The sequence below is a fragment of the Ralstonia sp. NFACC01 genome, from assembly GCF_900115545.1.
Taxonomy (GTDB): domain Bacteria; phylum Pseudomonadota; class Gammaproteobacteria; order Burkholderiales; family Burkholderiaceae; genus Ralstonia; species Ralstonia mojiangensis.
The window spans coordinates 403,458-426,870 of the sequence record NZ_FOWV01000001.1 but is presented as its reverse complement, the minus strand read 5'-3'; the positions used below and the strand labels follow the sequence as shown (position 1 = coordinate 426,870).

At 57.1% G+C, this 23,413-nt stretch carries 18 protein-coding genes; 8 read left to right on the top strand and 10 right to left on the bottom strand.

Translation table 11 applies throughout. The annotated features are described in order from the left end of the window. Positions 1 to 568: 568 nt before the first annotated feature. The 5 genes from BM136_RS01995 to BM136_RS01970 all read left to right on the top strand — a co-directional run bounded on the left by BM136_RS01995 (position 569) and on the right by BM136_RS01970 (position 8,461). Positions 569 to 1,210, top strand: coding sequence for a site-specific integrase (locus tag BM136_RS01995; protein ID WP_254775596.1), 642 nt, complete (start codon positions 569 to 571; stop codon positions 1,208 to 1,210). A gap of 318 nt (positions 1,211 to 1,528) precedes the next feature. Beyond that, entirely contained in the window at positions 1,529 to 5,689 is a 4,161-nt protein-coding gene (locus BM136_RS01990; RefSeq protein WP_092969839.1) for a HigA family addiction module antitoxin, read from the top strand. Positions 5,690 to 5,852: 163 nt separating this feature from the next. Next, the gene (locus BM136_RS01980; protein ID WP_139219330.1) at positions 5,853 to 6,782 is read left to right on the top strand and encodes a hypothetical protein; all 930 of its coding nucleotides are present in this window, start codon (positions 5,853 to 5,855) and stop codon (positions 6,780 to 6,782) included. A gap of 584 nt (positions 6,783 to 7,366) precedes the next feature. After that, on the top strand, positions 7,367 to 7,723 hold the full coding sequence (locus tag BM136_RS01975) for a hypothetical protein (protein WP_092969835.1): 357 nt from the start codon (positions 7,367 to 7,369) through the stop codon (positions 7,721 to 7,723). 195 nt (positions 7,724 to 7,918) lie between these two features. Then, positions 7,919 to 8,461 (top strand): hypothetical protein, encoded by a 543-nt coding sequence (locus BM136_RS01970; RefSeq protein ID WP_092969833.1) that lies wholly within the window; start codon positions 7,919 to 7,921, stop codon positions 8,459 to 8,461. Positions 8,462 to 8,490: 29 nt separating this feature from the next. On the opposite strand, the gene BM136_RS01965 is transcribed toward BM136_RS01970, so the two are convergent. The 4 genes from BM136_RS01965 to BM136_RS01950 form a co-directional block, all read right to left on the bottom strand. Continuing rightward, on the bottom strand, positions 8,491 to 9,177 hold the full coding sequence (locus BM136_RS01965) for a hypothetical protein (protein WP_092969831.1): 687 nt from the start codon (positions 9,175 to 9,177) through the stop codon (positions 8,491 to 8,493). Between the two features lie 18 nt (positions 9,178 to 9,195). Continuing rightward, on the bottom strand, positions 9,196 to 9,501 hold the full coding sequence (locus tag BM136_RS01960; RefSeq protein WP_092969829.1) for a hypothetical protein: 306 nt from the start codon (positions 9,499 to 9,501) through the stop codon (positions 9,196 to 9,198). Further along, on the bottom strand, positions 9,498 to 9,719 hold the full coding sequence (locus tag BM136_RS01955; RefSeq protein ID WP_092969827.1) for a hypothetical protein: 222 nt from the start codon (positions 9,717 to 9,719) through the stop codon (positions 9,498 to 9,500). Before BM136_RS01955 ends, BM136_RS01960 begins: the two co-directional genes overlap by 4 nt. An 86-nt stretch (positions 9,720 to 9,805) precedes the next feature. Beyond that, on the bottom strand, positions 9,806 to 10,846 hold the full coding sequence (locus BM136_RS01950) for an integrase (protein ID WP_092970697.1): 1,041 nt from the start codon (positions 10,844 to 10,846) through the stop codon (positions 9,806 to 9,808). Positions 10,847 to 12,191: 1,345 nt separating this feature from the next. On the opposite strand from BM136_RS01950, the gene BM136_RS01940 reads away from it, so the two are divergent. Genes BM136_RS01940 through BM136_RS01930 form a run of 3 tightly spaced genes read left to right on the top strand, consistent with a single transcriptional unit; the run spans position 12,192 to position 16,283 of the window. Then, positions 12,192 to 12,587, top strand: a complete 396-nt coding sequence (locus tag BM136_RS01940; protein ID WP_092969823.1) for a hypothetical protein — start codon at positions 12,192 to 12,194, stop codon at positions 12,585 to 12,587. After that, positions 12,580 to 13,992 (top strand): shufflon system plasmid conjugative transfer pilus tip adhesin PilV, encoded by a 1,413-nt coding sequence (pilV, locus tag BM136_RS01935; protein WP_092969821.1) that lies wholly within the window; start codon positions 12,580 to 12,582, stop codon positions 13,990 to 13,992. The genes BM136_RS01940 and pilV overlap by 8 nt, the downstream gene beginning before the upstream one ends. A gap of 41 nt (positions 13,993 to 14,033) precedes the next feature. Further along, the gene (locus BM136_RS01930) at positions 14,034 to 16,283 is read left to right on the top strand and encodes a DotA/TraY family protein (protein WP_092969819.1); all 2,250 of its coding nucleotides are present in this window, start codon (positions 14,034 to 14,036) and stop codon (positions 16,281 to 16,283) included. A 32-nt stretch (positions 16,284 to 16,315) separates the two neighbouring features. Here BM136_RS01930 and BM136_RS01925 read toward each other — a convergent pair whose 3' ends face one another. From BM136_RS01925 to BM136_RS01900, 6 genes are all read right to left on the bottom strand, one after another. Continuing rightward, positions 16,316 to 18,475 (bottom strand): P-loop NTPase fold protein, encoded by a 2,160-nt coding sequence (locus BM136_RS01925; RefSeq protein WP_092970695.1) that lies wholly within the window; start codon positions 18,473 to 18,475, stop codon positions 16,316 to 16,318. A gap of 365 nt (positions 18,476 to 18,840) precedes the next feature. Further along, positions 18,841 to 19,635, bottom strand: coding sequence for an SIR2 family protein (locus BM136_RS01920; RefSeq protein WP_092969818.1), 795 nt, complete (start codon positions 19,633 to 19,635; stop codon positions 18,841 to 18,843). After that, complete coding sequence (locus BM136_RS01915; protein WP_092969816.1) at positions 19,632 to 20,192, bottom strand: non-canonical purine NTP pyrophosphatase; 561 nt, start codon at positions 20,190 to 20,192, stop codon at positions 19,632 to 19,634. The genes BM136_RS01920 and BM136_RS01915 overlap by 4 nt, the downstream gene beginning before the upstream one ends. Next, positions 20,189 to 21,154, bottom strand: coding sequence for an amidohydrolase family protein (locus BM136_RS01910; protein WP_254775595.1), 966 nt, complete (start codon positions 21,152 to 21,154; stop codon positions 20,189 to 20,191). The genes BM136_RS01915 and BM136_RS01910 overlap by 4 nt, the downstream gene beginning before the upstream one ends. A 190-nt stretch (positions 21,155 to 21,344) precedes the next feature. Next, complete coding sequence (locus BM136_RS25075) at positions 21,345 to 21,755, bottom strand: hypothetical protein (RefSeq protein ID WP_139219329.1); 411 nt, start codon at positions 21,753 to 21,755, stop codon at positions 21,345 to 21,347. Between the two features lie 3 nt (positions 21,756 to 21,758). Further along, positions 21,759 to 22,982 (bottom strand): hypothetical protein, encoded by a 1,224-nt coding sequence (locus tag BM136_RS01900; protein ID WP_092969810.1) that lies wholly within the window; start codon positions 22,980 to 22,982, stop codon positions 21,759 to 21,761. Positions 22,983 to 23,413 lie beyond the last annotated feature (431 nt).

Below are 23,413 nucleotides of genomic sequence, written 5' to 3'. Positions count from 1 at the left end.
CGCGGCGCGTCAGCCCCGAAGGGGTGGCCGCGAGGAGCCGGTGTGGCAACCGGGGGACCGCCGCCAATGGTGGCGGCTGTCCACAGCCGTGCGCTGTGGGCAGCGCGGTTGTCCACGGGCGGACGCGGGAAGGACGGCACGCCATGGCAACCGCTGGGGTGCAAACCGCTCCCCCACGCTCTAGCGAACCCCGCATGCGCTGACACCAACCACATTAGCGCACCACCCATTGGCACCCGTGCATGCCGATTTCATCGCACAGAAAACCAATGTCGGTCCCTTGTCCGACCCTCATGTCGGACAAGGGGGGCTGGCTGACTTTGGGTGTCAATTCCGACATGCGCAGACATGGCGAATTGGTACCCAAAGTCAGTCAGCCCCACACCCCTCAGGGGTCGGGATGCATCGCATCCCGGGGGTGGTTTTGAGCCGCGTGCGAACCATCGAGAAATCGATCCATTAGACGGCGAACGAACCGTTAAACACCGACCCAACTACCGAGACCACTCAGATGGGGAAGGCAAAAAAGTCCGCACTCAAGTTGCTGCCACCAGACTGGCGGGAAACCATGTTCGATCGCGCGTCCCAACTGGACTGGCGCGAATCGCGGCCGCAGCTACTACCCGCGCTAGCCCTACTGCGCGTGATCGGCTGCCGGCCGACCGAGATCGAGCGAGGGGTGCGCATCCTGTATCGCAATGGCGCGCTCCTAATCGCCGTGTCGGGAGCTAAATGCAGCGAAGAAAGGGGGATACGCACGAGGGCATACAAGTTCGAAATTGGGCCGCCCCCAGATACCCACCCTGCCCTGCAAACGCTGCGTGAGTTTGCCGAGCAGAATGGGACGGATGGCGAGGCTTGGGTGACCCACAAGGCCGATTACCTCTACAACTCCGTGATTGCTCTAGGCAAAGCCGTGTTTCCAAAGCTGCGAACACGTGTGAGCCCGTACTGCTTTCGCCATCAAGTTGCGTCGGATTTGAAGGCAGATCCTGACGTGCCCCTCGATGAGGCAGCGATGTTCATGGGGCATCTATCGGACTACTCGATTGGTCGGTACGGCCGTGCGACTCACGGCAAGAGAGGAGGCGAAAGAGTCAAGCCGCTCGGAGTCCAGACATCCCGGCCAGTGAAACACTCGCCCAAAGTCGACAAGCTGGCTCGCTTCAAGATCGCCAGCGCGCAACGACGCAAGCTTGGACCAAGCTAGGAGCGCTCGCCGCATGGACGCTCGAGCCGAGATGCGTCAAAGATGCGTCGTTTCTGCGTCAATTTCGTCATCGCTGTGAAAGCGAAGACGAATCGGTTTCCCCAATGCGTCGAAGTTGCGTCGTTTCCTATGAAACTTGGCCGCTACCCTGTCTAGCGGGTCATGTGCGTCGAAGATGCGTCACTTGCCGACACCAACGAAATAGATGGGCCACAAATGTGCATTATTCGCCGCAATTTTCTTGCAGCAATTCATTTTTGTATTCTGTAGCGCTACACGCTACATTAACCTCATCTCGATTTCGATTTGAGGCGTCACATGTCTAAGGCAACAGGCATCCCCGACCGCGGCTCGGACGCACCCAACGCTTCAATTCCTAGCCATCCAGGCCAGCACATCCGCTCCTCGGTGCTGGCACCAAGAAAGCTCTCGGTTGTAGCCGCCGCAAAGTTAGTCGGCGTCGGCAGACCCGCTCTCTCCAACCTCCTCAATGGTCACGCAGCAGTGACGCCCCAAATGGCGTCGCGCATTGAAATCGCCTTTGGCATTCCGGCTCAAGACCTGCTCGACATGCAGGCCGCATACGACGCCGCTCAATCCAAGGCGAAAGGAGTGCCGGCGGACGCCATGCCGTATGTCCCCCCCTTCTTGGGCATAAAGGCCACCGACATCGAGAAGTGGGTTGTGCGAAACATCGCCGCGCGCACTCGATTTTCGGTTCTGCTACGCACACTTGCGAACTCTACCTGCGACGGGATCACGAAAATCGACTTTCCGGGAAACGACGATGCAGAACGACCTGGTTGGGACGGCTACATCGTATCCACTCGTGCAACACCCTGGATTCCCGAGGGCATGTCTGGCTGGGAATTTGGGGTCAACGAAGACGTTAAGGGCAAAGCCGACGGCGATTTTGCGAAAAGCGTGAAAGCCCTCAAGAAGGAGGAGCGCGATCAAACAACGTTCGTGTTCGTTACCCCACGCCACTGGCCAGCCAAAGATAAATGGATCGAAACCAACAAAGCCAAGGGACTCTGGAAGGATGTGCGTGCGTACGACTCCAGCGACCTAGAACAATGGTTCGAACAGTCTCTTTCCGCGCAGACTTGGTTCGCAAACGAAACAGAGCACGACTCCGAGGGCGTGCGCTCGCTCGACAAATGCTGGCGCGACTGGGCGAACGTAGCAAATCCGCCGCTCTCTGGGTCGTTGTTTGCCTCGTCGGTCGCAAGCGCAGAGCGCACCCTGTTGCCATTGCTCAGGAAGCAGCCCGAGGCGCCGGTGGTTATAGCCGCCGATTCAACCGAAGAAGCGCTGGCATTCTTGGCCCAGCTCTTCAGCCCTGCCGGAGGAGACGAACTCGCGAGCTTTCGCGATCGCGTCCTCGTTATCGATAAGCAGGGAGTTCTACCCAAGCTGGCGCAAGGCGCCAAGAATTTCATCGCCGTTGCGGCAAACACCGCAGTCGAGCGAGAGCTCGGTCCATTCACGCGCTTAATACATACCATAGTTGTCTGCCCACGCAACGCAGCGAATGCCAATCCGGACATAGTCCTCGAGCCTGTGAACTACGAGGCGTTCCGCTCCGCACTTGAGGCGATGGGATACGGCCGCGACGACGTCACCAGGTACAGCAATGAATCGGGACGCTCCCTCACTGTGCTGCGCCGACGTCTTGCAAACGTTCCTGGCGTTCGGACTCCAGAGTGGGCCGCTGACCACCAGGTAGCGCACAGCCTAGCCCCTTTTCTGCTTATCGGCGCGTGGAATGCCACAAATCCCGCCGACCAAACAGCACTCACGCTCCTTGCTGGGGCCAAGTCCTATGAGGCTCTCGAGAAGGAGTTCCAACGACTCGCCCGGCTGAACGACGCCCCCGTCTGGTCGGTAGGCACCTACCGAGGCGTGGTATCCAAGATTGACCTGCTCTTCGCCATTGCCGGCTCGATGACAGAGCAGGATATTCGGAATTACCTAGACGTTGCCGGAATAGTTCTCGGTGAAGATGACCCCAAGCTGGACCTGCCCGACGACAAGCGTTGGACCGCGTCCATTTACGGCAAGTCGCGGGAATTTTCGTCCGCATTGCGACAAGGAATTTCCGAGACGATGGTCCTGTTGGCCGTTCACGGCAACTTTCTGTTCCAGGCTCGCCTTGGTTTTGACTGCAGTGCAGCAGTCACTCGACTTGTAGAGCAACTTCTTACTCCACTGAACACGCGCATTCTTGAGGCCAACGATCGAGACCTCACCGCCTACGCGGAAGCCTCACCAGAGGCATTCCTTTCAATCTTGGAGGATGATCTACAAAAAAGTGACCCCGCTTGTTATGGCTTGATGAGGCCCGCAGGCACCGGTGTCTTCGGCGGGTGCCCGCGAACTGGCCTGCTTTGGGCCCTCGAAGGGCTTGCATGGAACCCTCATCTGCTATCCCGAGCAGCGCTCATCCTAGCCCAGCTGGCCGGCATCGAAATTAACGACAACTGGTCCAACAAGCCGATCCGCTCGCTTGCAGCCATCTTCCGGGCTTGGATGCCGCAAACTGCAGCTGACCATGACGCTCGCCTAGGCGTCTTGAAGCTGCTGGCAAAACGCTTTCCCGAGGTCGCTTGGCGAATCTGCATGGATCAGCTCAGCGCAGGTCCGCAAACCGGGGACTACAGCCACAAGCCAAAGTGGCGTACCGACGCTCACGGCTTTGGAGAACCCCTCAAGACGTGGGCACTAATCCACGCTTTCGTGCGGGCAACTATCGATATAGTGCTGGATTGGCAAAACGGTTACTCGCGGGAAATGCTCTGTGACCTGATCGAGCGCCTCTATGTCCTCCCGGAAGAGCATCAAACGGAGGTGTGGAACCTAGTCAAGACTTGGGCAGAGGCCGGCGCATCGGATCGCGATAAGGCCTTTGTGTGTGAAAAAATTCGCACCACCATCTTGTCGCGGCGCGGCGCGGCGCGCGCAAAGACCAAGGGCGAATTCGCAAAACTATCGGCGGCCGCGATCATCGCACGTCGACAGTTGGAGCCGACGGACCTCCTCAACAAACACGAGTGGCTATTTCGGCAGCATTGGGTCCAAACGTCTGCGGATGAACTGCAAGACGGCGAGATGGATTTCGGAAAGCGCGAAGAGCACATCGCCCAACTCAGAACGAACGCTTTGCAGCAAATCCTTGAGGTACACGGACTAGCTGGCATCTTTGACCTTGCCGAGATAGGTAATGCCGCCACGTCTATCGGGATACTGATGATGCAACGGATTCTGCCGAAAACTGATGTGCCCGACTTCTTGTTGACCGCTTTGTCGTCGTCCACCGAGGACCTGACGAGGAACAGAAAGAACCTCATTGTCGGAGCCACGAGGGCGCTGGAAGAGGGAAAACAATTGGTCGACACCCTGAAGAGGGTGCAGGACGCGCTTCCCGAAGGTGACTTTCTTCAACTGCTGCTGCTCTCCCCCTTTCGGCGTAGCTGCTGGCAGATTGTCGACGAACTTCAATCGGAGCTGGGCCGAAAGTACTGGGACACAGTCACCCCAGAATGGATTTTTGGTGTTGACGACGAATGCATCGAAGCCGTGGAACGTCTTCTGACGGCCGGTCGACCTCGAGCCGCGTTCGCTTGTGCCCAGTATAAGTTTGAGGTGCTCGGGCCCGAATTGCTGTTTCGCGTCATGTGGGAAATCGCCCATAAACAGGGACGAGATCAATCTGGCCAGTTCCAGCTCGATCAGTACTACGTGCAAGAGGCGTTCTCAATCATCGATAGAAGCACCGCCCTTACGCTGGAACAGAAAGCCGGTCTTGAGTTCGCATACATCGACGCGCTGTCGACCCCTTGGGGTAGAGGGGAGAAGCACGGCGTCCCGAACCTCCAAAAATACGTCGAGGAGCACCCGGAAATGTATGTCCAGGCTGTGGTGTGGACGTACAAGCGCGGCGACGAAGGCGAAGATCCGCCGAATTGGAAGGTTGCCCCTGATCAGGTTCAGCACCTTGCGGAGCGTGGATACAAGCTCCTTGATGGGCTCGATAGGGTTCCCGGCCACGACGAAAAAGGGGAGCTCCAAGCAAGCTTGCTTGCGGAATGGGTGAAAGCGGTACGAGACGGATGCGCCGAACTGGGCCGACTGGATATTGCGGATGTATGCATTGGGAAGTTGCTTTCGCACGCCCCCGTAGGAAACGACGGTATCTGGCCATGTGCGCCTGTGCGCGACGTCATGGAAGATGTGCATTCGAAGGCCATGATGGAAGGCGTCCGCACAGGGCTGTACAACTCACGAGGGGCAGTTTGGCGTGGCGAAGGCGGCGATCAAGAGAGGAGTCAAGCGGAGAAGTATCGTCCTTGGGCGAATGCGCTCCAGTACACACACCCATTTGTGGCGACCGAAGTGTTGATGGGCATGGTGGCAACCTACGAGCAAGAAGCCGTGCGAGAGGACGCGAGAGCGGGAATCGTCCGGCGGATGCGCTAGCTTTTGACTGCTGCACGAGATCAATCGACCTGTGCACGCGAATGCACTGAAAAGCAGCTGAGCCCCCCCCCGGAGAACTTGCAATCAAACATCACCCCAGATCCCGTAAATTAATATCTGATAAAAAATATAAATACAAATATCAACAAAACAGAACCTGATCATGTCCACGATTGATTTAATAGGCGCAATTAGCGCAATTTTTGGAATTCTGTCCTTCGGCGGCAGCCTTTTCATTGGAACCGCAATGGCCACCAAGAAGTGGAGAGAGGCCATCATTAAAGAGCTTAACGGCCGATCCTTTGGGGCCGCCACACTTGAGCAATTGGCACGAACATGGGCCGCTATATTCGAGCGATACTTTGGGAACCGATTTTTATCTCCCAGACAACTTATAACAATACCACTCTACACAATGGTAGTATCGCTCGCTTATATTAGCGCATGGATTCTACACAACATCAACTGGAACATCCTCGCCGTTTTCCAACCCTTCTCCCCACTGATGAAGCAGGCGCTATATGACTATTTTCACGAGGCGATATTCGTTGCGCTGATCGTCGATATATTCGCCATCTCCTTTACCCGCATCGCAATTCGCTCCGGCCGCGCAAATGGCTTCTTGTCTTTCCGTTTTTTTTCTATTTTTTTGCTATCGATCTCCATTTCGTTTGCAATATTTTCGCTCGGAACATTTGCTATGCGCGTTTGGGATATGGTCAGACTTTACATTGACCACGCGCCGCAAGACCCCATCCCGATCATGCCCTACAGGCCCTTTAGCAGTTTTGACGTGCTACTTAATCCATTTAACACCCCAACAATAATGCACGTGACGTCGCGCGGCGTCTTTTCAACTTACTTCATACCGGAGCCAGTTTTATTCTATACAGCCCTGACAAGCCAACTATCGTTCCTCTTAATCATCTCATCACACCTTCTCGCAAAGTTATTTCTGCTTATCAGAAACTCTTCTGTGGCAATATTGAAAATTGCCGGGACGCCGAATGGCGCTGCAATCGGCGTATTTGCATCGATGATGATTTGGATGTTTACGATTACTCTTTTCTTCGCCATCCTAGCCTTTCATTGATCAAACTTAGGCGGGAAGGAGAGCTGGCGAAGGCGAACACGATGGTTCGACGCTGCACTACCGAAACACTGTCCACTGTGGCGTAAGCTGCCAACGCGTCGCGCAATGGTCGCCTGAAGTGCTTGGCATCACCGGGCGTTGCCCCGCGGTTGGATAGGGCTCTCGTAGTTGCTGCTCGAGCGCGCATCGAGCCCAATTCTTCCTCCATCTCGTCAATTGCACCGGCCTCTCGTCTGGCGTTCTGAATCTTCACCGTTCGTTCTGAATCCATCATTTTGTGTCGATGCATCTCATCCGCCCTCGCCTAGTGAGGTTATTTGGTCGCGGTCGTTGCTTGGAAGCGGCATTTGCACTCTTTCGCGCTCGACTCACGCAGCGTATTCTTGGCAGGACGCAGTGAGCAGAGGTCCTCGCGCCAGCCGACAAATTCGGGCGATATATGCACGGCAATTTGTTTCTCAAGCGCGAACGAAGCGGTCGCCACACCGTACGCGAGCTGGAGGCGAACGGCATCAAGCCCGTCTACAGCACACGTAAGCGCCAAGACCACTCTGTGGCCATCAAATCTACTAAGGAGTAGCAAGATGACATTCGACAGCGGGGTCATGTTTGGCCGGGCTCTGGCAGCCGAACGAAACGCGCGCGAGTGGCAGAACTATGCTCGCAACTTGGAAACCCAAATCAGGCAGCTTAGGGCCAAGCTGTCATCAACAGCGCAAAATCACGAAGAGACATGCGAAGTCTTGCGCCTGACTGTAGATTTGCATAACAGACAGCAAGCGCGCGCGGCCGCGCTTGACGCACTGCAGAATAAGCTTGCTATCGAACTGGCGAAATTCAGCCCAAACAATCCGCTAGTCCCCCCTCAGTTCCGCGCCATGATTGTCGAGAAGGCGGCCAAAGCCGAGCTCGCCCCGCAGCAGATAAAGCTGAAACCGTGAGCCGTCGTGACACCGAGCAGCGCCTCGGAACCACCAATCACCTCTGACCGCAGCTTTCACATTCAGGCTCGAGAGTTGGGGTTATCTGGTCGCGCTTGGGTGAATTGGTCGAACCTGGACACTACGAAATCCGCTCTTCCGGAGCTGGCACCTGGCGCGTATGCTGGTTTCATGCCTCTACAACGAGATCAAACCATGCCTGCCGACAAGCTGGGCCGTTACATCACGAGCGACTTGTTCCTCAAGCGCGCTAACGAAGCCATTGCCAGGGCTGTGCGTGACCTTGAGGCGCGGGGTATTCAGCCTTGCTATCTGGACCGGAAAACTGGCCTGATTGTTGGTCGCGATCGAACCTATCGCATCCAACTGCGAGACCCGGCCGTGCAGGCAGTCGTGCTGGAACTATTTGCGGACGGCAAGCACGGCGAGCTGATGGACCGACTTGTGGCGTTCGCCGCGACCGACCTCGGAGCGCACCAGGTCAACTACGCGACGCGTGCTGTTACCGGTCTCCTACTGCTGGCAAAGACAGCCATGCCGCGCGAAGCCGCACATTTTGTTCAAACGGTGCGTGAGCAGATGGCGGGAGTGCGGCCATACCCGGAGCTGGTCGAACTGGCCGAGCTGCTGATTGAAGCAGATGCGCGCAGCGATGACGTGCCCCGAGATCCGACCATCATCGATGATGCGCTGTTCTCGCAGCGCATCGAGGCCATCACGCAGGCCCTCCGCCAATGACGAAGGCAGTCGATGACCGGCATCCCCTTCTACAGCGCCAGTGCTACGACGCCAATTGCGCCCACGACAAAGCCGGCTAAGGCGTACCACCAACGACTTTCCTTGAGCGATTTGATACGCTCTTCCGCCGCCTGAGCCGCTTCGCGCTTGACCCGCGCCCGCTCATCGGCACCGGCCAACCACGTTCGCCACACACGATATCGGTCATTGATAACTTCCGCGCAGCGATCTGCCGACAGATCGCTCGCAGCTAGCTCATCGGCTACGCTCCAAGCCCACGCGAAGGCCTGTGGCGCGTTTGCGCCCTCCTCTTGAAGGTCGTACAGCTTGGCACGCTGCCAGAACGGTATCGAACCTGTGCCGGCGCGCAAATACAGAACCAGCACCATCGCAAAGAACGCAGCGTTATGACCGTGGCCCGACAGGAGACGATGAGCCGCCTCATGCAGATAAATCGAGGTAATCAGCTCTGGTTGCGGCTCCCACTCGGCGCGCTCGACACAGCGCAGGTCGATGACCACCTCGCCGGATTCAGTGCAATCCGATGGAACACAAAACCCCAGCCAGGGTGACTCCCCTGCCCCCAACTGCTGACGCATTAGCAATATGGGAATCTCCCGCATGTTGATGCGCGCCAGCAACTCGCTCGACACCGCCTTTGCAAGCGCCGGAGGCGGGGCAACGTCTACTAGACGAAGTGCTCGAATCGAGGTCATGAATCCCCTTTTTTCCACCTACCGTCGGTTGATCAGGAAGAAGAGCTTTCTCGTCATGGGAGTAGCGATGCAGTACCCGTTGACCACCGTGTAATTGGTGGTCATCTCGTTATAGAAAGCTTCGATCCTAGCGTTGTATTCCGCGACAAAAGACGCCGCCTCTGGATCGACCGCGATCAATTTCGCGGGCAATGGATCGTCCGGCGTAGCCGGTCCAGGTTGGACGCCTCCCTCGGAGTTGGAAGGGATCGACAAACCGTGCTGGGCCGCTGCCAGGTTAGAGGCCACTAGGATGGCGGCCGCGATGGCGGCTTTCGCACTCATATGGCCACCTCTAGTCCCGTGCACGCCTTGAGCATACGGCGCGCATCGAGCACGCCCCACAGATAACCTTGCGCCGGGGCCGTCGGTGCTTCCTGAATCAACTGCTCGAGGTCTGCAAGCGGGATTAGGAACGGATCTCTCAGCTCCAAAATCTGCGAAAGTTCGCTGTCGCGTGGAAGAGCGGAGATGGGGTGCGACGATAGAATGGGCACAGCCATGATTCACCTCTCAGTAGGTGAGTTGTGGTCAGGCTTGTTGGCCGGTGCCAGCCGACCGACAAGCCGCTTAGTAAAGCGGGTAGGGGTCAGCCAAGCTTGCGCGCAAGATCACGGGCGTGGGGCTTGTAGTACACACGGTGCAAGACAGTCAACGTCTTGTGACCCGTGATGGCTGCCAATTCGAGAACATTGCCCACGAGCTCCGATAGGCGGGTAGTGGCCTCTCTTCGGATATCGTGAAAGTGGAAATCTGTCAGTTGGGCACGTTCACAAGCACGAACAAAGACTTTTTTCAGTGCGTCCGGAGTGATAGGAAAGACCCGACCGCTGATATGCCTGGGCAGTGCAGACAAAGTGGTAACGGCCCGACTAGATAGGGGTACATCACGCGTCTCACCATTTTTTGTATCGTGGAGCCGAACATATCGGTCCTCAAGGAATACGTCCGACCAGCGCAGCGATAGAATTTCGCTGCGGCGCATTGCGGTTTCGATCGCAACAATGACGACCGGACGAACCCAATCGTTCCGGCTGCCTCCCGCTTCAAAGCGCCCGAAATTGTCCCGAGGACTTGGCTCCAGCTCAGCCAAAAGCCTTTGCTCTTCATCAATCGACAGCCGACGAGTGCGAGCCCGATTTTCGCGCGGCCGACGGATCAAAGACACCGGGTTGGTCTCAATGTGGACCCCCCACTCCTTGCGGGCAACGTTGATCACATGACCGATCAACGTGAGCTCGCGATTGACAGTTGAGCCGCTAACAGGCCTGCAGCCGCCGGCGCCAGTCAACCTCCTGTCGCGATAGTCAGCGAGGACCTTACTGGTGAGTGCGGTGATCTTGTACGCCGCGATGACGTCTTCTCGGAGCTTCTTGATGCGAAGGATCTCACCTGCCCCGCCCTTCTTCTGCGGCGACACCTCCTTTGCGTAACGACTTAGCAGGTCGTCAAAGGTGTTGCGTTCGGCCTCTGACCTATCGACAAACGCCCCCCTGTCCATATCGGACTCGATCCGGCGGGCCCAGGCCTCGGCCGTAGCTTTTGTGTCGAAAGTGCGGGTCTGCAACGGGTAGCCGCGCCGGCGCACAAACGCACGCCAGTAGTTCCCGCGCTTTGAGATGGATGCCACTTGATGCTCCAGACAATCGTTGAACAACGTCTGGGCCAATTTTCGAGGTGCACCACTTTTGCACCAAAAGGGCATTCCGCGAGGTTTCGCAGCAAAGAAAAAAGGCCCTCGGCGAATGCCAGAGGGCCTTGTTTCATGCGATTTCTCGCGAATTGGTGGGTGGTACAGGGATTGAACCTGTGACCCCTGCCGTGTGAATCGGAAGTGATGCGCCAGTCCCACAAGGGGGAAAACAATAATACGCTTTAATAACAAGAGCTTACGTTAGCTCCAAGCGGTTCATGTTAGCACTAGTTAGCTTTTCGCGTGGAGCATTTTTGGGCCGCTTCCGCCATTTTTTCTTGGGCCCATCCCATGAATGCTGGGAGCGGCTGAGGCTCTGGAGCCCGTGAAGGGACAAGCGGAATCGGTCCACTCCGAGGTCGCGGGGAAACGTCCCATTGCCGCTCCTTGACTACCCTCATCGCCACGACGAAGCGTTGCGGCGACATGCTGCGACGACGCAGGTCCCCCCTCTTAATTGCGCGCCACTCATCCGGGGAAAAGTGCAGCAACTCGCTCAGTTGCTTTTGTGTGAGTCCGTCCTTCTTAGCCCGAGCCTCAACGTAGTTCGCCCATGCGCTATAGACGCCGTATCGGTAGTCCCGATAGACCGGCGGCTCAGTACGCGGCCGCCCGGGCTTCCGCGCCTCAGCAGCTATGCCAGACGTCTGTGCCAGCACCTCTGCGGCAAGAACCTGCTCCGCTACGCCCTTGCGAACTCTGTCGATCAGCCTCTCGGCCGTCCACTTGGCCCAAAGTTCTTGCTCATGCGTCAGCAGATCGTCGGCCCCTGCTTCGCAGCCATCACTGGCCGGCGCAACGGCGTCGATGCGACCGCTAGAGAGCGAAGCAGCGACAAGCGATCTCAATACACCCATTTTCCCTCACCACGAATTTTGCACCCTCGCCATCGCGAGCCCTCATGGCTAGCGTGTGGCTTGTTATTCGTACCGACGTTGGAGATAGGTCATGTTAGCCGATCGAACGAGAAATTTTGCACTGGCAATACAGGTGTCTCGCATGAGAGACGACGTGCTTGTTGGCGTGACGGAGGTTGCTGCCCTGTGCGGGCTCTCCGAGGTGTACGTCAAACAAAAGCGTTTGCCTGGCTTCCCGCGCCCTCATCCTGGTTTCCGCCTACTCAAGTGGCGGCTTGGAGATGTCCGCGACTGGATACGCACGGCCACGCCTGCAGGGGAAACTCAATGACCCCCAGAACTACGTCGGCGGTGCTTTGCGCGCTCTCGCCTACCAGATCTGAAGCCCACGCCCTGACCAATTGCGCGGCGCAGCAAAGAACGTTATGACCCGCGACAACTGGACCCAATGGCTTTGGCGCACCGCTAGAGGCTACGCCCTCCTTCTTGTATTCATCTGGCTGCCTCTGGGGCTGCATCGACTCGTGATGCGTCGCCGCGCCTGGTGGCTCTTTCCCGCGCTGTTTTTCATTGGCGGAGGCATAGGCGCTGCTGGCATCCGCTACGTATCGCGCTCGCCAGCCTGGGGACTGTTCCTGTTGCCCTACTTTGCGCTGTTGGCGCATGACACCTTAACCCTGTGGACATGGGCGTGGCCTCGTCGTGAAGCGTTCGCTGACGCGTTACGACGCTTGGATGTGCGCTTTGAAGTATCGCTCCATCTTGCGATGGGCATGGCGCTGGCAGTAGTGCTGTGGTTGTTGGAGATCCACTATGGTTAAGCAACGTGGCTTCACGGCCATCGAACTCATTGTTGTGCTGATCGTATCCGTCGCGGCAATTGGTCTAGGCGGGCAGTACCTCTCGAACTACGCAGATGCTCAGGTCGACCAAGCAGCAGCGGATCACATGAAGACGGTATCCGACGCGGCCGTCAAGTACATCAAGGACAACTACGCTGCGGTTACTGCCAATGCAACCGCGACGACACCGGCGGTCATCACGGTGACGATGCTCAAGAGTACGTCGTACCTGACTAGTTCAGTTACCGACCAGAACGCCTACGGACAGACCTACCAAGTTTTAGCGCTGCAGCCTGTCGCCAACAAGCTGCAAACACTGGTCATCACAACGGGCGGCGAGACCATTCCGGAGATGAGCACTCGTCGAATCGCGCAACTCTCGGGGGCGCGAGGTGGTTTCATCTCCAAGTCGAACCCGGCTACAGCCACGGGGAGCTACGGTGGATGGTCAATGCCACTTGCAAGCTACGGGGTGTCGCCCGGCGCTGGGCACATTGCGACCGCCCTGTTTTTTGACGACGGGATGCTGGTCAGCGACTACCTTTACCGAAGCACTGTGCCAGGACACCCGGAGCTGAACCGCATGAATACTGCGGTCGATATGGGTGGCAACAACGTTAACAATGCCTCTGCGGTGAATGCCCAGCAGGTGGTCGTTCCGGCCGGGAACAGCGTGAAGGTCGGCAACACGGCGCTGTATGGCGACTCACTAAACGCTGCAGTCAGAAGCGCGCCTGGCGGCGCTGTCTACGCGCAGGATACGAACGGCAACTACGTGACGGTCAACTCGGGAAGCGTGAATGCGAGCGGAAACGTCAATGCGTCCGGGAATATGACAGCTGGGGGAGCCGTCAATGCGCAAAGCCCAGGAGGATACGGGCCAACTTCCCTGCAGTCGTATGGGCTGAATGGTGCGTCTCATATCTATATCGAGCCCTCAAGCGGCAACAACCTCTATTTGACAACCAGTGGGTGGAACAACACCGGCTCGTTGTCCAGCTACTTCGGTCAGAACTACTTTCAGAATCGTGTTGTCGCGAACGAGTATCTGCAGGTCGCTGGGAAAGCAAACGTAGGCTGGGGATGCTCACCCAATGGACTGCAAGCGCAGGACGCATCTGGGTCAGGGGCCCCCTTGTATTGCGAGAACGGGGTATGGCGGCGCCTTGGAGGCATCTCGTACGCAACGACATACAACGTTGGCTATCAGCAAGTGGCCGATCTCGGCGTTCACCTCTTCTGCACATTGTCCGGGACACAGAACAACTTCGGCACCGTCGTCGGAAACACTTATTCTGCAGTGTTCGGTAACGTCAACACTTACTGGCAGTATCAGTCCATTGGACATACCGCAGACTACGGGTGGGTCACATGTTTCGACTAACGGGAAATGCTGTCCGGATCCGATCGTCGGGACACGTCTCGATGAAGACAATCCTCGTCCTGCTCCTTGCTCTGGCCGCCGGTGTGGCACATGCGGACTCATCGCTGGGCACGCCACTCAATCAGTTCTCGCCGCCAGCTGGTGACACCTCCGTCGACTTCATGCGCGAGGTGTTCGGCAGCATCGTCGGCATGATCTCCTCGGGCGGAAATCTTCAAACCGGCCAAGCAGATGGCGTGCTCGGTTCGATGATGAAGGTGTTCAACAGCGCGGTCCTGTTCCTGGGCATGCTCTTCGTTGGCTACACCACGGTCAAAGGAACGGTTGATTCCGCGCATGACGGTGAGATCCTCGGCAAGAAGATGTCGTCGATTTGGATACCGCTGCGCACTGTTGGAGGCACTGCCCTGCTGTTGCCGCTAGGCTCGGGCTACTCGCTCATTCAGATCGGGATTCTGTGGCTTGCACTCCAAGGCATCGGTGTCGCCGACGCCGTCTGGAAGGCTGCGATCGAGCAGATCCATCGAGACAACATGATCTCGCGCCCGATGATCCCCGACTCGCGTCCGCTCGCCGCGAACATCCTGAAGTTCGAGGTCTGCGCCGCGGCGATGAACAAGCAGTTCCAGGACTCGGGCCGCTCAACGAGAATTCAGCCCGCCTCGGCCAACCAGGTACTGACGAATACGGGGGAAGTGCTCAACTACGACGTGTTCGATGCCGTGCCAGCTGTTGGGGCGTATACGACTACGCAGAATTTCTCTAACGCTCAGTACACGGTCACCAGCTACCAGTGGAAGGCGAATGACAACAGCTACCTCAATCCTGTCGTCTGCGGTGGGATCTCGTGGAAGCAGTCTTGGGAAGCGTCTGCTGGAAACAGCAACACCAAGGTCATCAAGGCCCCGATCATGGCGGCGCATGCTCAAGCAGTGCAGTCCATGATTCAGGAGCTGCAGCCCGTCGCCGCGCAGATTGTGGCGGGGCAAAAGCCGGCGACGGGAGCAGTCGACCGAGCCGCCAACAACTACGAGAACGCACTGCGCAACGCGGCGAAGAATGCCGTCTCGCAGACCAACGATCGAGCCCGAAGCGACTTCCTGCAGGCAGCCAAGGACGGCGGCTGGATTTTCGCGGGGACTTGGTACAACCACATCGTGAAGATGAACGATGTGATGCAGTCGACTTTGAACGGCCTCCCCACCTCCGAGCCGATCGACATCACCGACAAGGAGACCAAGGACGCTCTGCAAACCTATCAAGACGCCATGGCTGCGGCTGACGAGTACACAAAGAATCGTGTGGAAGGCATCCGGCAGGTCTACTACAACCAGACCGACGTCCGGGCCCCGCAGCAAGGCGAAGGCGCTTGGGAATACGTCCGGAAGCTCATCTCTGCACCCTTCATGGGCGCGATCAATCTGATGACGCAGTCGATTGCAGGTTCGAACCTCAATCACATGAGTCAGATGAAGTCGTTTGGCGACACCATTGTCGGCACCGGCGAGGCACTATTGGCAACAATGGCGGCCGCTACGGGCACAGCAAACAGCGCCGCTGCAAAGGCAACTGTAGGCCTGGCTTTCGATGTCGGGGCCGTCATCCAGTTTCTTTCTGGTTTGGTGACAACGCTCACCATCGCCCTGTTCTTCTTCGGTGCGGTGCTGTCGACCTACGTCCCAATGATCCCTTTCATCACCTGGATGACCTCTGTGGTGAACTGGTTCGTGCTGGCATTAGAGTCGGTCATTGCCGGCCCTCTATTCGCGGTTGCACACGTCCACCCTGACGGAGACGATGCCGTCGGCAAAGCCGGTCACGGGTACATGATGACTCTGTCGCTTGTAATGCGACCTTCGCTAATGCTATTCGGGCTAATTGGAGGCATGTTGCTGACGCAACCGGTGGTCGGTCTCATCAACATCGCGTTTATGACCGTAGTAGCAGGAGTACAGGCCGACTCCACCACAGGCATCGTCTCCTTCTTTGCCTATGTTGCGATCTACGTCACGGTCATGACGACAGTGGTACACATCGTCTTTTCGCTAATCCACTGGATCCCGGACAACATCCTGCGGTGGCTTGGCGCCCACGCTGGCGGCATCTCCAGCGCAGAGGGAGCCGGCGATAAGGGGCACGACATCTTGGTCGGCGGCACGCGCGAAGTCAAACATGGTGCCAGCGGTAGCCTGGGGGGAACCCGCCCGAAACGGCCGGGTGCCGGCGTTGGGGCGTTGGACGAAATCAAGCCCAGCCCAACGCCATCGAACAAAGATCTCCTCGGAAACTGAGTCGTGGGGCGCCGACCAATCAACGTAACCGCTCAACCTTGCCCGCCCCGTTCCGGTTGATCCCAAGCCTGCAGGAATTCCACTAGCTCAGGCGCATTGCCCTCCGCAGCAATTTCCTCAGCCCGTCGCCGAAAAACATCAAGATCCGCAAACTCACCCAGGCTCTTCACACGAGCGTGAGTCGTGCGCTTCGCCACTACGTCGCCAAGCCCGTGAAGCCCCAGACCTTGACTCCAACCATAGGAGGTAAAGGCCTTCACGAGTTGCCTAACCCCTACTTCCGTATCCACAAGCGTGGCCACCCAAGCACGGATGGCTGCGCCACCATCGTCGGCGAGATCGAGCCACCAATGGAGCAGGAATGCCAATTGTCTATGAGGCGCTAGAGAACCATCTTTGGCCGCAGCAATCAGGCGAGCATGCAGCAATTCGCGCAATCGCCCCGCGTCGGCTTCAGTTGTCAGGCATTGCTCAACAGGCTCTGGGGGGCGTTCTCCATGAGGATGATAGTCACTCCATGCAGACCGTACGAAATCTGCCAACCAGCCAATGGGTGCGCCCTGACATGCCTCGACGAAAAGCGTAGAACGCTCCTCTAGCGCCATACGCTCGCGCGTCAGGCTGCGCAGCAGCCAATGCAGACGAAGCTCATTGCTACCGATCGAGAAGGCCCCCGCCTCATCCGCCTCTACGTTGAGTTCGTCCGCTATTGCGAACAACGCAGTCAATAGCGAGGGCACCTGCTCGCGGCTGATTCGCTCAGCGTTTGTATCCAGCTCGCCCAGCAGCACCGCTGCTTTTGTCCCACCTGCTTTGCGCACCACCTTAAGGGCATCTCGCATTGTCGCGATGACGTACTCGCGATCACCCGCTCGGCGTATGAATTCCTCCAGCTCTGCCCGAGGAAGGATGTCGTCGCCAACGGTGAAGCGAAAATAGGAATCGAAGTGGGCATTCGAACAAACGCGTCTTTCGGCGGCCCATCGACGCGCAAAGCCCTCGCTATAACCCCTGTTCGCCCACACGGACTCAAGTGCGGGAAAGAGACGCATCAGCAAGCGACGTAGCCGCTCATGTTGAGCGGGAGGCTCGGCACCGAAGAGAAGCTCGCGATATTTCTCAGCGGCCGCTGAGCGGTTGCCTCTAACGTCGGGGGACGCATCGCACATCACGGACTTGTTCTGCCGAACCGCGCGGTAGGTGGATGGGTAGAGAAGCCGGCAGACTTCCAAGGCGAGAAAGTCCGCTAGGTTGACCTCACCCTCAACAGCCGGCCACGTAACCGCGAGTGCGTTTGCAAAACGTGCAACGTCCCTTGGCGTGCGTACCAAATGGGCGATGCCATCGTGAAAGACGTTCATGAAGCGCGTCACGTCATCTTCACCGGGAGTGCCACAGATGGCCGCAATCTGGCTCAGTAAGTGTGCTTGAAGATCGGCCGGCGATGGCTCCGGCAATTCGAACGCAGCCTGTACGATCTTTTCCAGGTAGTGTGGCCCCTCGGATGGATACCTCTCGCTGACGATCTTCTCGGCAAGTTGACGGTCATAGACCAACAGATACATCACATTTGGTAGGCGCCCAACAGACTTAACGAGCCGAAAGATCAGTAGTGCTTCGTCGGGCGACAGGCGATCAATGTCATCAACAATGACAAGAAAGCGCTTCTTTTGCTCTGCCAGTGCCCGAGACAAATCGCTGTGGAGCTTTTCAACGCTCTCGTCCTGCTCGATCAGGCCGCCGATCCACTCCATCACGCTGCCTGCAGCCTTACCGATACCACCTGCGCCGGCCACGTCAGCAGCCCCACCGAGCACTGAGCCCGCACGCAGCAATCGAGCGCCGAGCTTCGGCAAAGCCTTTTTTATCTTTTCGCCTAAGCTGGGCGCAAAGCCAGCGTACAGTTCGCGAAAAAATGCAAGCGCTAGCGCGTCCTCGCCACGAAACCACCAGCACGCGAAATCAATGACTACGAGCTCGTCGGCCTTGACTGCATCCGCGAGATGGTGACGGATTAGATTGACGGCGCTGCTTTTTCCCGAGCCCCACGGCCCATTCACCGCCACTACCGACCCGGTCGGCGCCTTTAGCCTTCGTATGCTGCTAGCTAAGGCACGCGCAAATGGGTCAATACCGAATCGATCTTCGCTCGGCTCGGAAATCGGCTGATCATTGTGAGATAGGAGATCCATGCTCGTCGTCATTCCCGTACGTAGAAAGTGACGATAGCGTACCCGCCAGCAGCTGGCCAGCGTCTCAAGTTGCGGGATACACGCGAGCGCCACCGTCACGCATCACCATCCGGACGGTGAAGACAGTCCCGCCTAAAAACGGGATATCCGCATTATTCGGTTGATCTCGCCGTGTGCACTTCAACGTATGGGCGAGAGTAAATCCGGGGGCGTCGCGAAGCGGCCAGAAGCAGACGATCAGGGCTACTTCTGAAACGACCGCTCCAGCCTTGCGGTCAGTCGCTGACTGCCGATACCTTGGTAGCTTCTGGTCAAGAGCCGCCCTTCCCGAGAAGCTACCTCCGCCCACTCGGTGTTACTCAAAGTCAGGTCACCAAGTCCTGAAGGAAATCCGTGAGCGCCTTCTTGGGGTCGTCCTCCTCTGAAACGATCATCTTGATCCCCCAGTGGCCCAAGACCTCCTGAGCCACCGGATTCGGACGATTTGTGAAAACGTAGGACTTCGGCCTTGCGGACGCAAGGGGAGATCGCCTCCACATCTCCGTCAGGCGATAAAACAGGAGGCGGATGTTGACATCGTTCAGGCTGTAGCCGATGAAGAGGACAGAGCTGCCCAGCACGTCATTACGGAGCTTGATGTCCAGCGGCGTATCGAAGTCCAGCCGCTGGAAGTAACTGGTCTCATCAAGGACGATCGAGTCGTCTGCGTCGAAATCGCCATGGAACTTGATGATCTGCCGGCGACCATCGGTGACGGAAACGAGATCGGCCACACTTGCGATCTTGTCGTACTTCACACCGAACGCATCGTGGGCGTTCTCCAACCATCGGTCGTAGTTGGTGGTGTAGATCCTGGAGAAATTGCCCTGTGTGATCAGCCGATGAATGTCGGACTTGGAGACGTCCGTTGTTGATTTATGCCATTCACGGTCCATCCAGCTGCGCAGCTGCCCGAGCCCGCCTTTCTTCTTCTTGTAAAACTCTGCAAGGGCCAGATGAGTGCCGTAGGTAGAGAAGATTTTTGGGTCATAGCCAAGCTCCTCCGCGATGTGCGCGATCAAAGCGCCCCAATCCGGCAGGTCAAGGTTGGCAGACACTCCGGCGCCCACAAACAGCATCAGCTTGCCGGCGCGATGCGCATCAAGCAGTTCGTCTCTCATCTTTTGCCCTTCGCGGATTTGAGGTGGGCAGCAAACAGATCGAGTGCTTTGCGCCGCATGGAGATGTGGTCCTTGGCCGCCCCCATCTGGGCGAACGTCTGAGTGCTGCCATCAGGGATGAAAACACAGTCCCATTGGAAATCAGTAGGACCGGCAGGTGTGCGAGGTACGGTCCCGTTGATCGCACCCTCGAATATGTGGATTTCGCGTCCGTCGCAGTACCCGAGGATCGTCTTGGCGGTCACCTTGGCGTCGCCAAGACCTGCAACGAGATCAGCAAAGCGATCCGCCTGCAGCCTGTCCCAGAATATCTGCGTCAAACCTGCGGGAAGGCCATTGAGGCCGTTCAAGTACAAGCCGGTGTGCTCGACGAACAACGGGCGACCGATGGCTTCGAACGCTTTGGCCACCTTGTCTCGCACCAACCGGTCAACGTCTTCTGTCTGAAGCTCCTCGATTTTCTTCGACACCGGCACGATGTCCACCTCAACCGGTGCTAGGATCCGCTGCACCTCGGCAATCTTGTGCTCGTTGCCGGACATGAATCGGATTTTCAAGTTAGATCCTTCATGAATGAGTAGCGCTTAGCTAGTTCGTACTGCTGTCGCATGTCACCGATCGACAGGCCTTCGGCCATCGCGGCGGCTTGGTCGTCCGCTAGGCCGTGCTGGTGGATTGCGGGGTTATCCGAGCAAATGACAAAAGGAACGCCATATCGGCGGAACTGTTGAAGCGGGTGAGCTTCGTTCGTAGGAACTGCGCCCGTGAGGCGATTGCTGATTGGGCACACCTCTACGCAAATGCCCCTCGCGGAAAGAAGCTCCAGCAGCTCTGGATCCTTGCCAGCCGCTGTCCCGTGGCCAACGCGATCTGCGCCGAACAACTCTACGGCAGATCGGACATTCTCCACGCGGCCGGTTTCACCGGCATGGATCGTGATCCCTAGCCCGAACCTATCTTTGGCCTCCCGAAAGAGCGAGGGCAACTCCGTCGGATACGCCATTTCTTCATCGCCAGCCAAGTCAAGCCCAACCACTTCTTTCGGCTCACCAAGGTCCTGGTAGGCCTGCAGGAGGGTGGACAGGCTGACCGCGCTGTAGTCGCCACGCGTCACCGTGAGAATCAGGCCTCGACGGATACCGTGGCGCTGTGCAGCTTCCCCGGTCGATTCGATCAAGCGCTCAAGCGCCTGCGCTGGCGAACACTTCTGAAGCGCCGCGAGGTACAGAACGCTGCTTCGGAGTTCGACGAAGCGCACGTTGTTTTCCGCCAAGCCTGCGACAACCGCAAGGGTGAGGTGATCGAGGTTTTCGCGCTTCCTAGGAAAGAGTCGCAAAACTTGCCAACACGTCAGGTATTCGCCCAGAGATTGGCAGGGTGTAGCCCGAACTAGGTCTCGCTCGAACTCGAATCCAGCCGGCAATACGGTCGCTTCGTCAGTCAGGATCTCTCGAACCTTCGACGTTGGAATAGCGCCGTTCATGTGCACATGAAGCTCACCCCGGTTAGGCACATCCATGCCACTCCCATCTGCGCCTGCCTCCTCGACGACGCCGGCTTCTCCCAGCGTCCATGGCAGATCTAGTTGCCGCTGATCCAATCGTCGTCCCCGTATCTACCTATTGAGCATCTAACCTACTCGTTTTTGAGTATCCTAAAGCGTTCGCAGATTTTAATGCCGCTTCGCAGACCTGTAGGCATGGGAGTGATTATACGATCACGGGTACCGCGGATGGGAAAGTGATATTGATCCTACTAAGATCTGAGGCTGCGACAAAAATTCGGATTGCGAGATCTTTTCGGACATAGGCCGCGGCAACTCGATGGTTGCCGTCATAAATGTGGCCTGTTATCTCTTCCCCATGGTTTACCAACATTAAAGCTGGCGTTTCCATTTCCATACCAAAAAGAGTCGCAATGCGGTTTATGTGGAAGTCCCTAGCCTCTTCGGGCGTTTTAATCTTTTGCATTGCTTCTTCCCAACCCATGGGCTCGTGAGCTCCACGGGAGATAGCTTCCAACACCTCTGCCTCTGAAATCGGTTTGCATTTCCACATTTTTCCATCCAGCGGATCAACGAATTTTCGAAGCTCGGTCGATGGGATTTCATATAATTTCATATCTTACCAATCCATGTTTGCAGCGCGCTCTTGAGCATCCAACTGGCGTCTGATTAGCCTCCCCATAGCGTCGACTGAACGCATTGCCAATAGGTAGGTTCCATCGCTTGCGAACGTAAGCACAGTAGGAACTTCGCTCTCCATATATTCCCTCGCTGGCTCCCTTGGGCCAGTCCAAAGATGCGTGACGAATGCCTCGATTTGCAGTAACGCAGCCTTCTCATCGAATGCCGGTCCGCCCGTTAGAGAGTAGCCATGCCTAGGATTTCTCGTAAGGAGGACGGGCACGGCGCCTGCTCCTGAGTGAAAAGAGAATGCCTCACCACGTTTTCCAAACGCACCGTGTGCCATATAGTTTCGGATTTGAGTCCTCAGAGCGAGAAGACCGTCGTAGTGGCTTTTTGTAGCGATATCGTTGATATCCAGCGCCGTCCTAAATTTTGTTTTCCAATCTGCTGCCGCTAATTTTGCAACCTCTTCTCCCGTTCGGATAAATCCTTGCAAGACTGCGAGATGGATGAAAACGTGTTCAGTCCAACCAAAAAATGCCTCAATTGCAGCCTGAGCACTCCACTCCGCCTCTTCCTTGAGTCTGATGGAGGGAAACATATGCGCAAACCGCAGTTTATAGCCGGGCACCCCCTCATCGGACGAAGTCATCTCTTCGCGTCGAAGTAATGACTCCGACGTCTTCAACTCAAACTGCTCGCAGAAGAACCGATATCGCTCAAAAAGTGCGGCACTTGTGTTTACAACATTGATATCGCGACCCTTAGCGGCAGTTTGGGCTCGCCATTCAAAGTAAGGTGCAGCTAAGTCTACAGCCCGTTTTATGCGCCGAACAATCTCACGAGCATCGGATTCTTCGCCTTCGCTCGCCACTCCACTACTTCTTGCAGACGGATTGGAATTCGGTGCAAATACGCCCATCCCCATCTTTCGATGCTCCACTCCGTAGAGCTTGCGGCCAAGGCGGACTGGCACAGCCCAAGCGACCTTCTCCCATCGTCCAAGACACGGGAATCTCAAAAGATCGATCAGAAGAAAATGTACTAGATAGTGTGGCGGCAAATCCCGCCCGGCCTTGGTCCACGATGATAAGAAGAAGCTCTTAGACTCGTCTTTGGAAGCGGGCGGTCCGGCGGGAACGAGGTCATCCATCGCGGATAGCGCGGCATCGCGGACTGCGAGTAGCTCAGGGGGAAGCGCTTCTTCTTGGTTTTTCATGAGACAAATATGTCGAGTTCGAAGGCCGGCCAACTCGCGCGGTTGGGTCTATTATTCCAAACACGAACGGTGTCTCAGGTGTTGGCTCAAGCCCCTAACGAACACACAGCATGCCAAGAACTACTCGCCGTACACTCGAAAGCAAAAGCGTGGCGATGCGGGAGAAATGGCAGGGTAACCTCTCACACGGCCACCACGCGGACAAGATGCCTCGAATGGCTGAAGCGAGGAATACAGCAGACACTTGCAGATGAAAGCCTACTGTACGTGAAGGGGCGAACTGGGACGAACGATCCTGCTGTTCGGTCGCAGTTTCGACCGTCAACTCTTGCATTGCAGCAGGCGATTGGCACGTCAACCACGAAATGCGAATGCCTCGAAAACCAATAGCAGACCGAAAGAGCCTAGCCTCTCTTTGAGAGCGCTCCCGA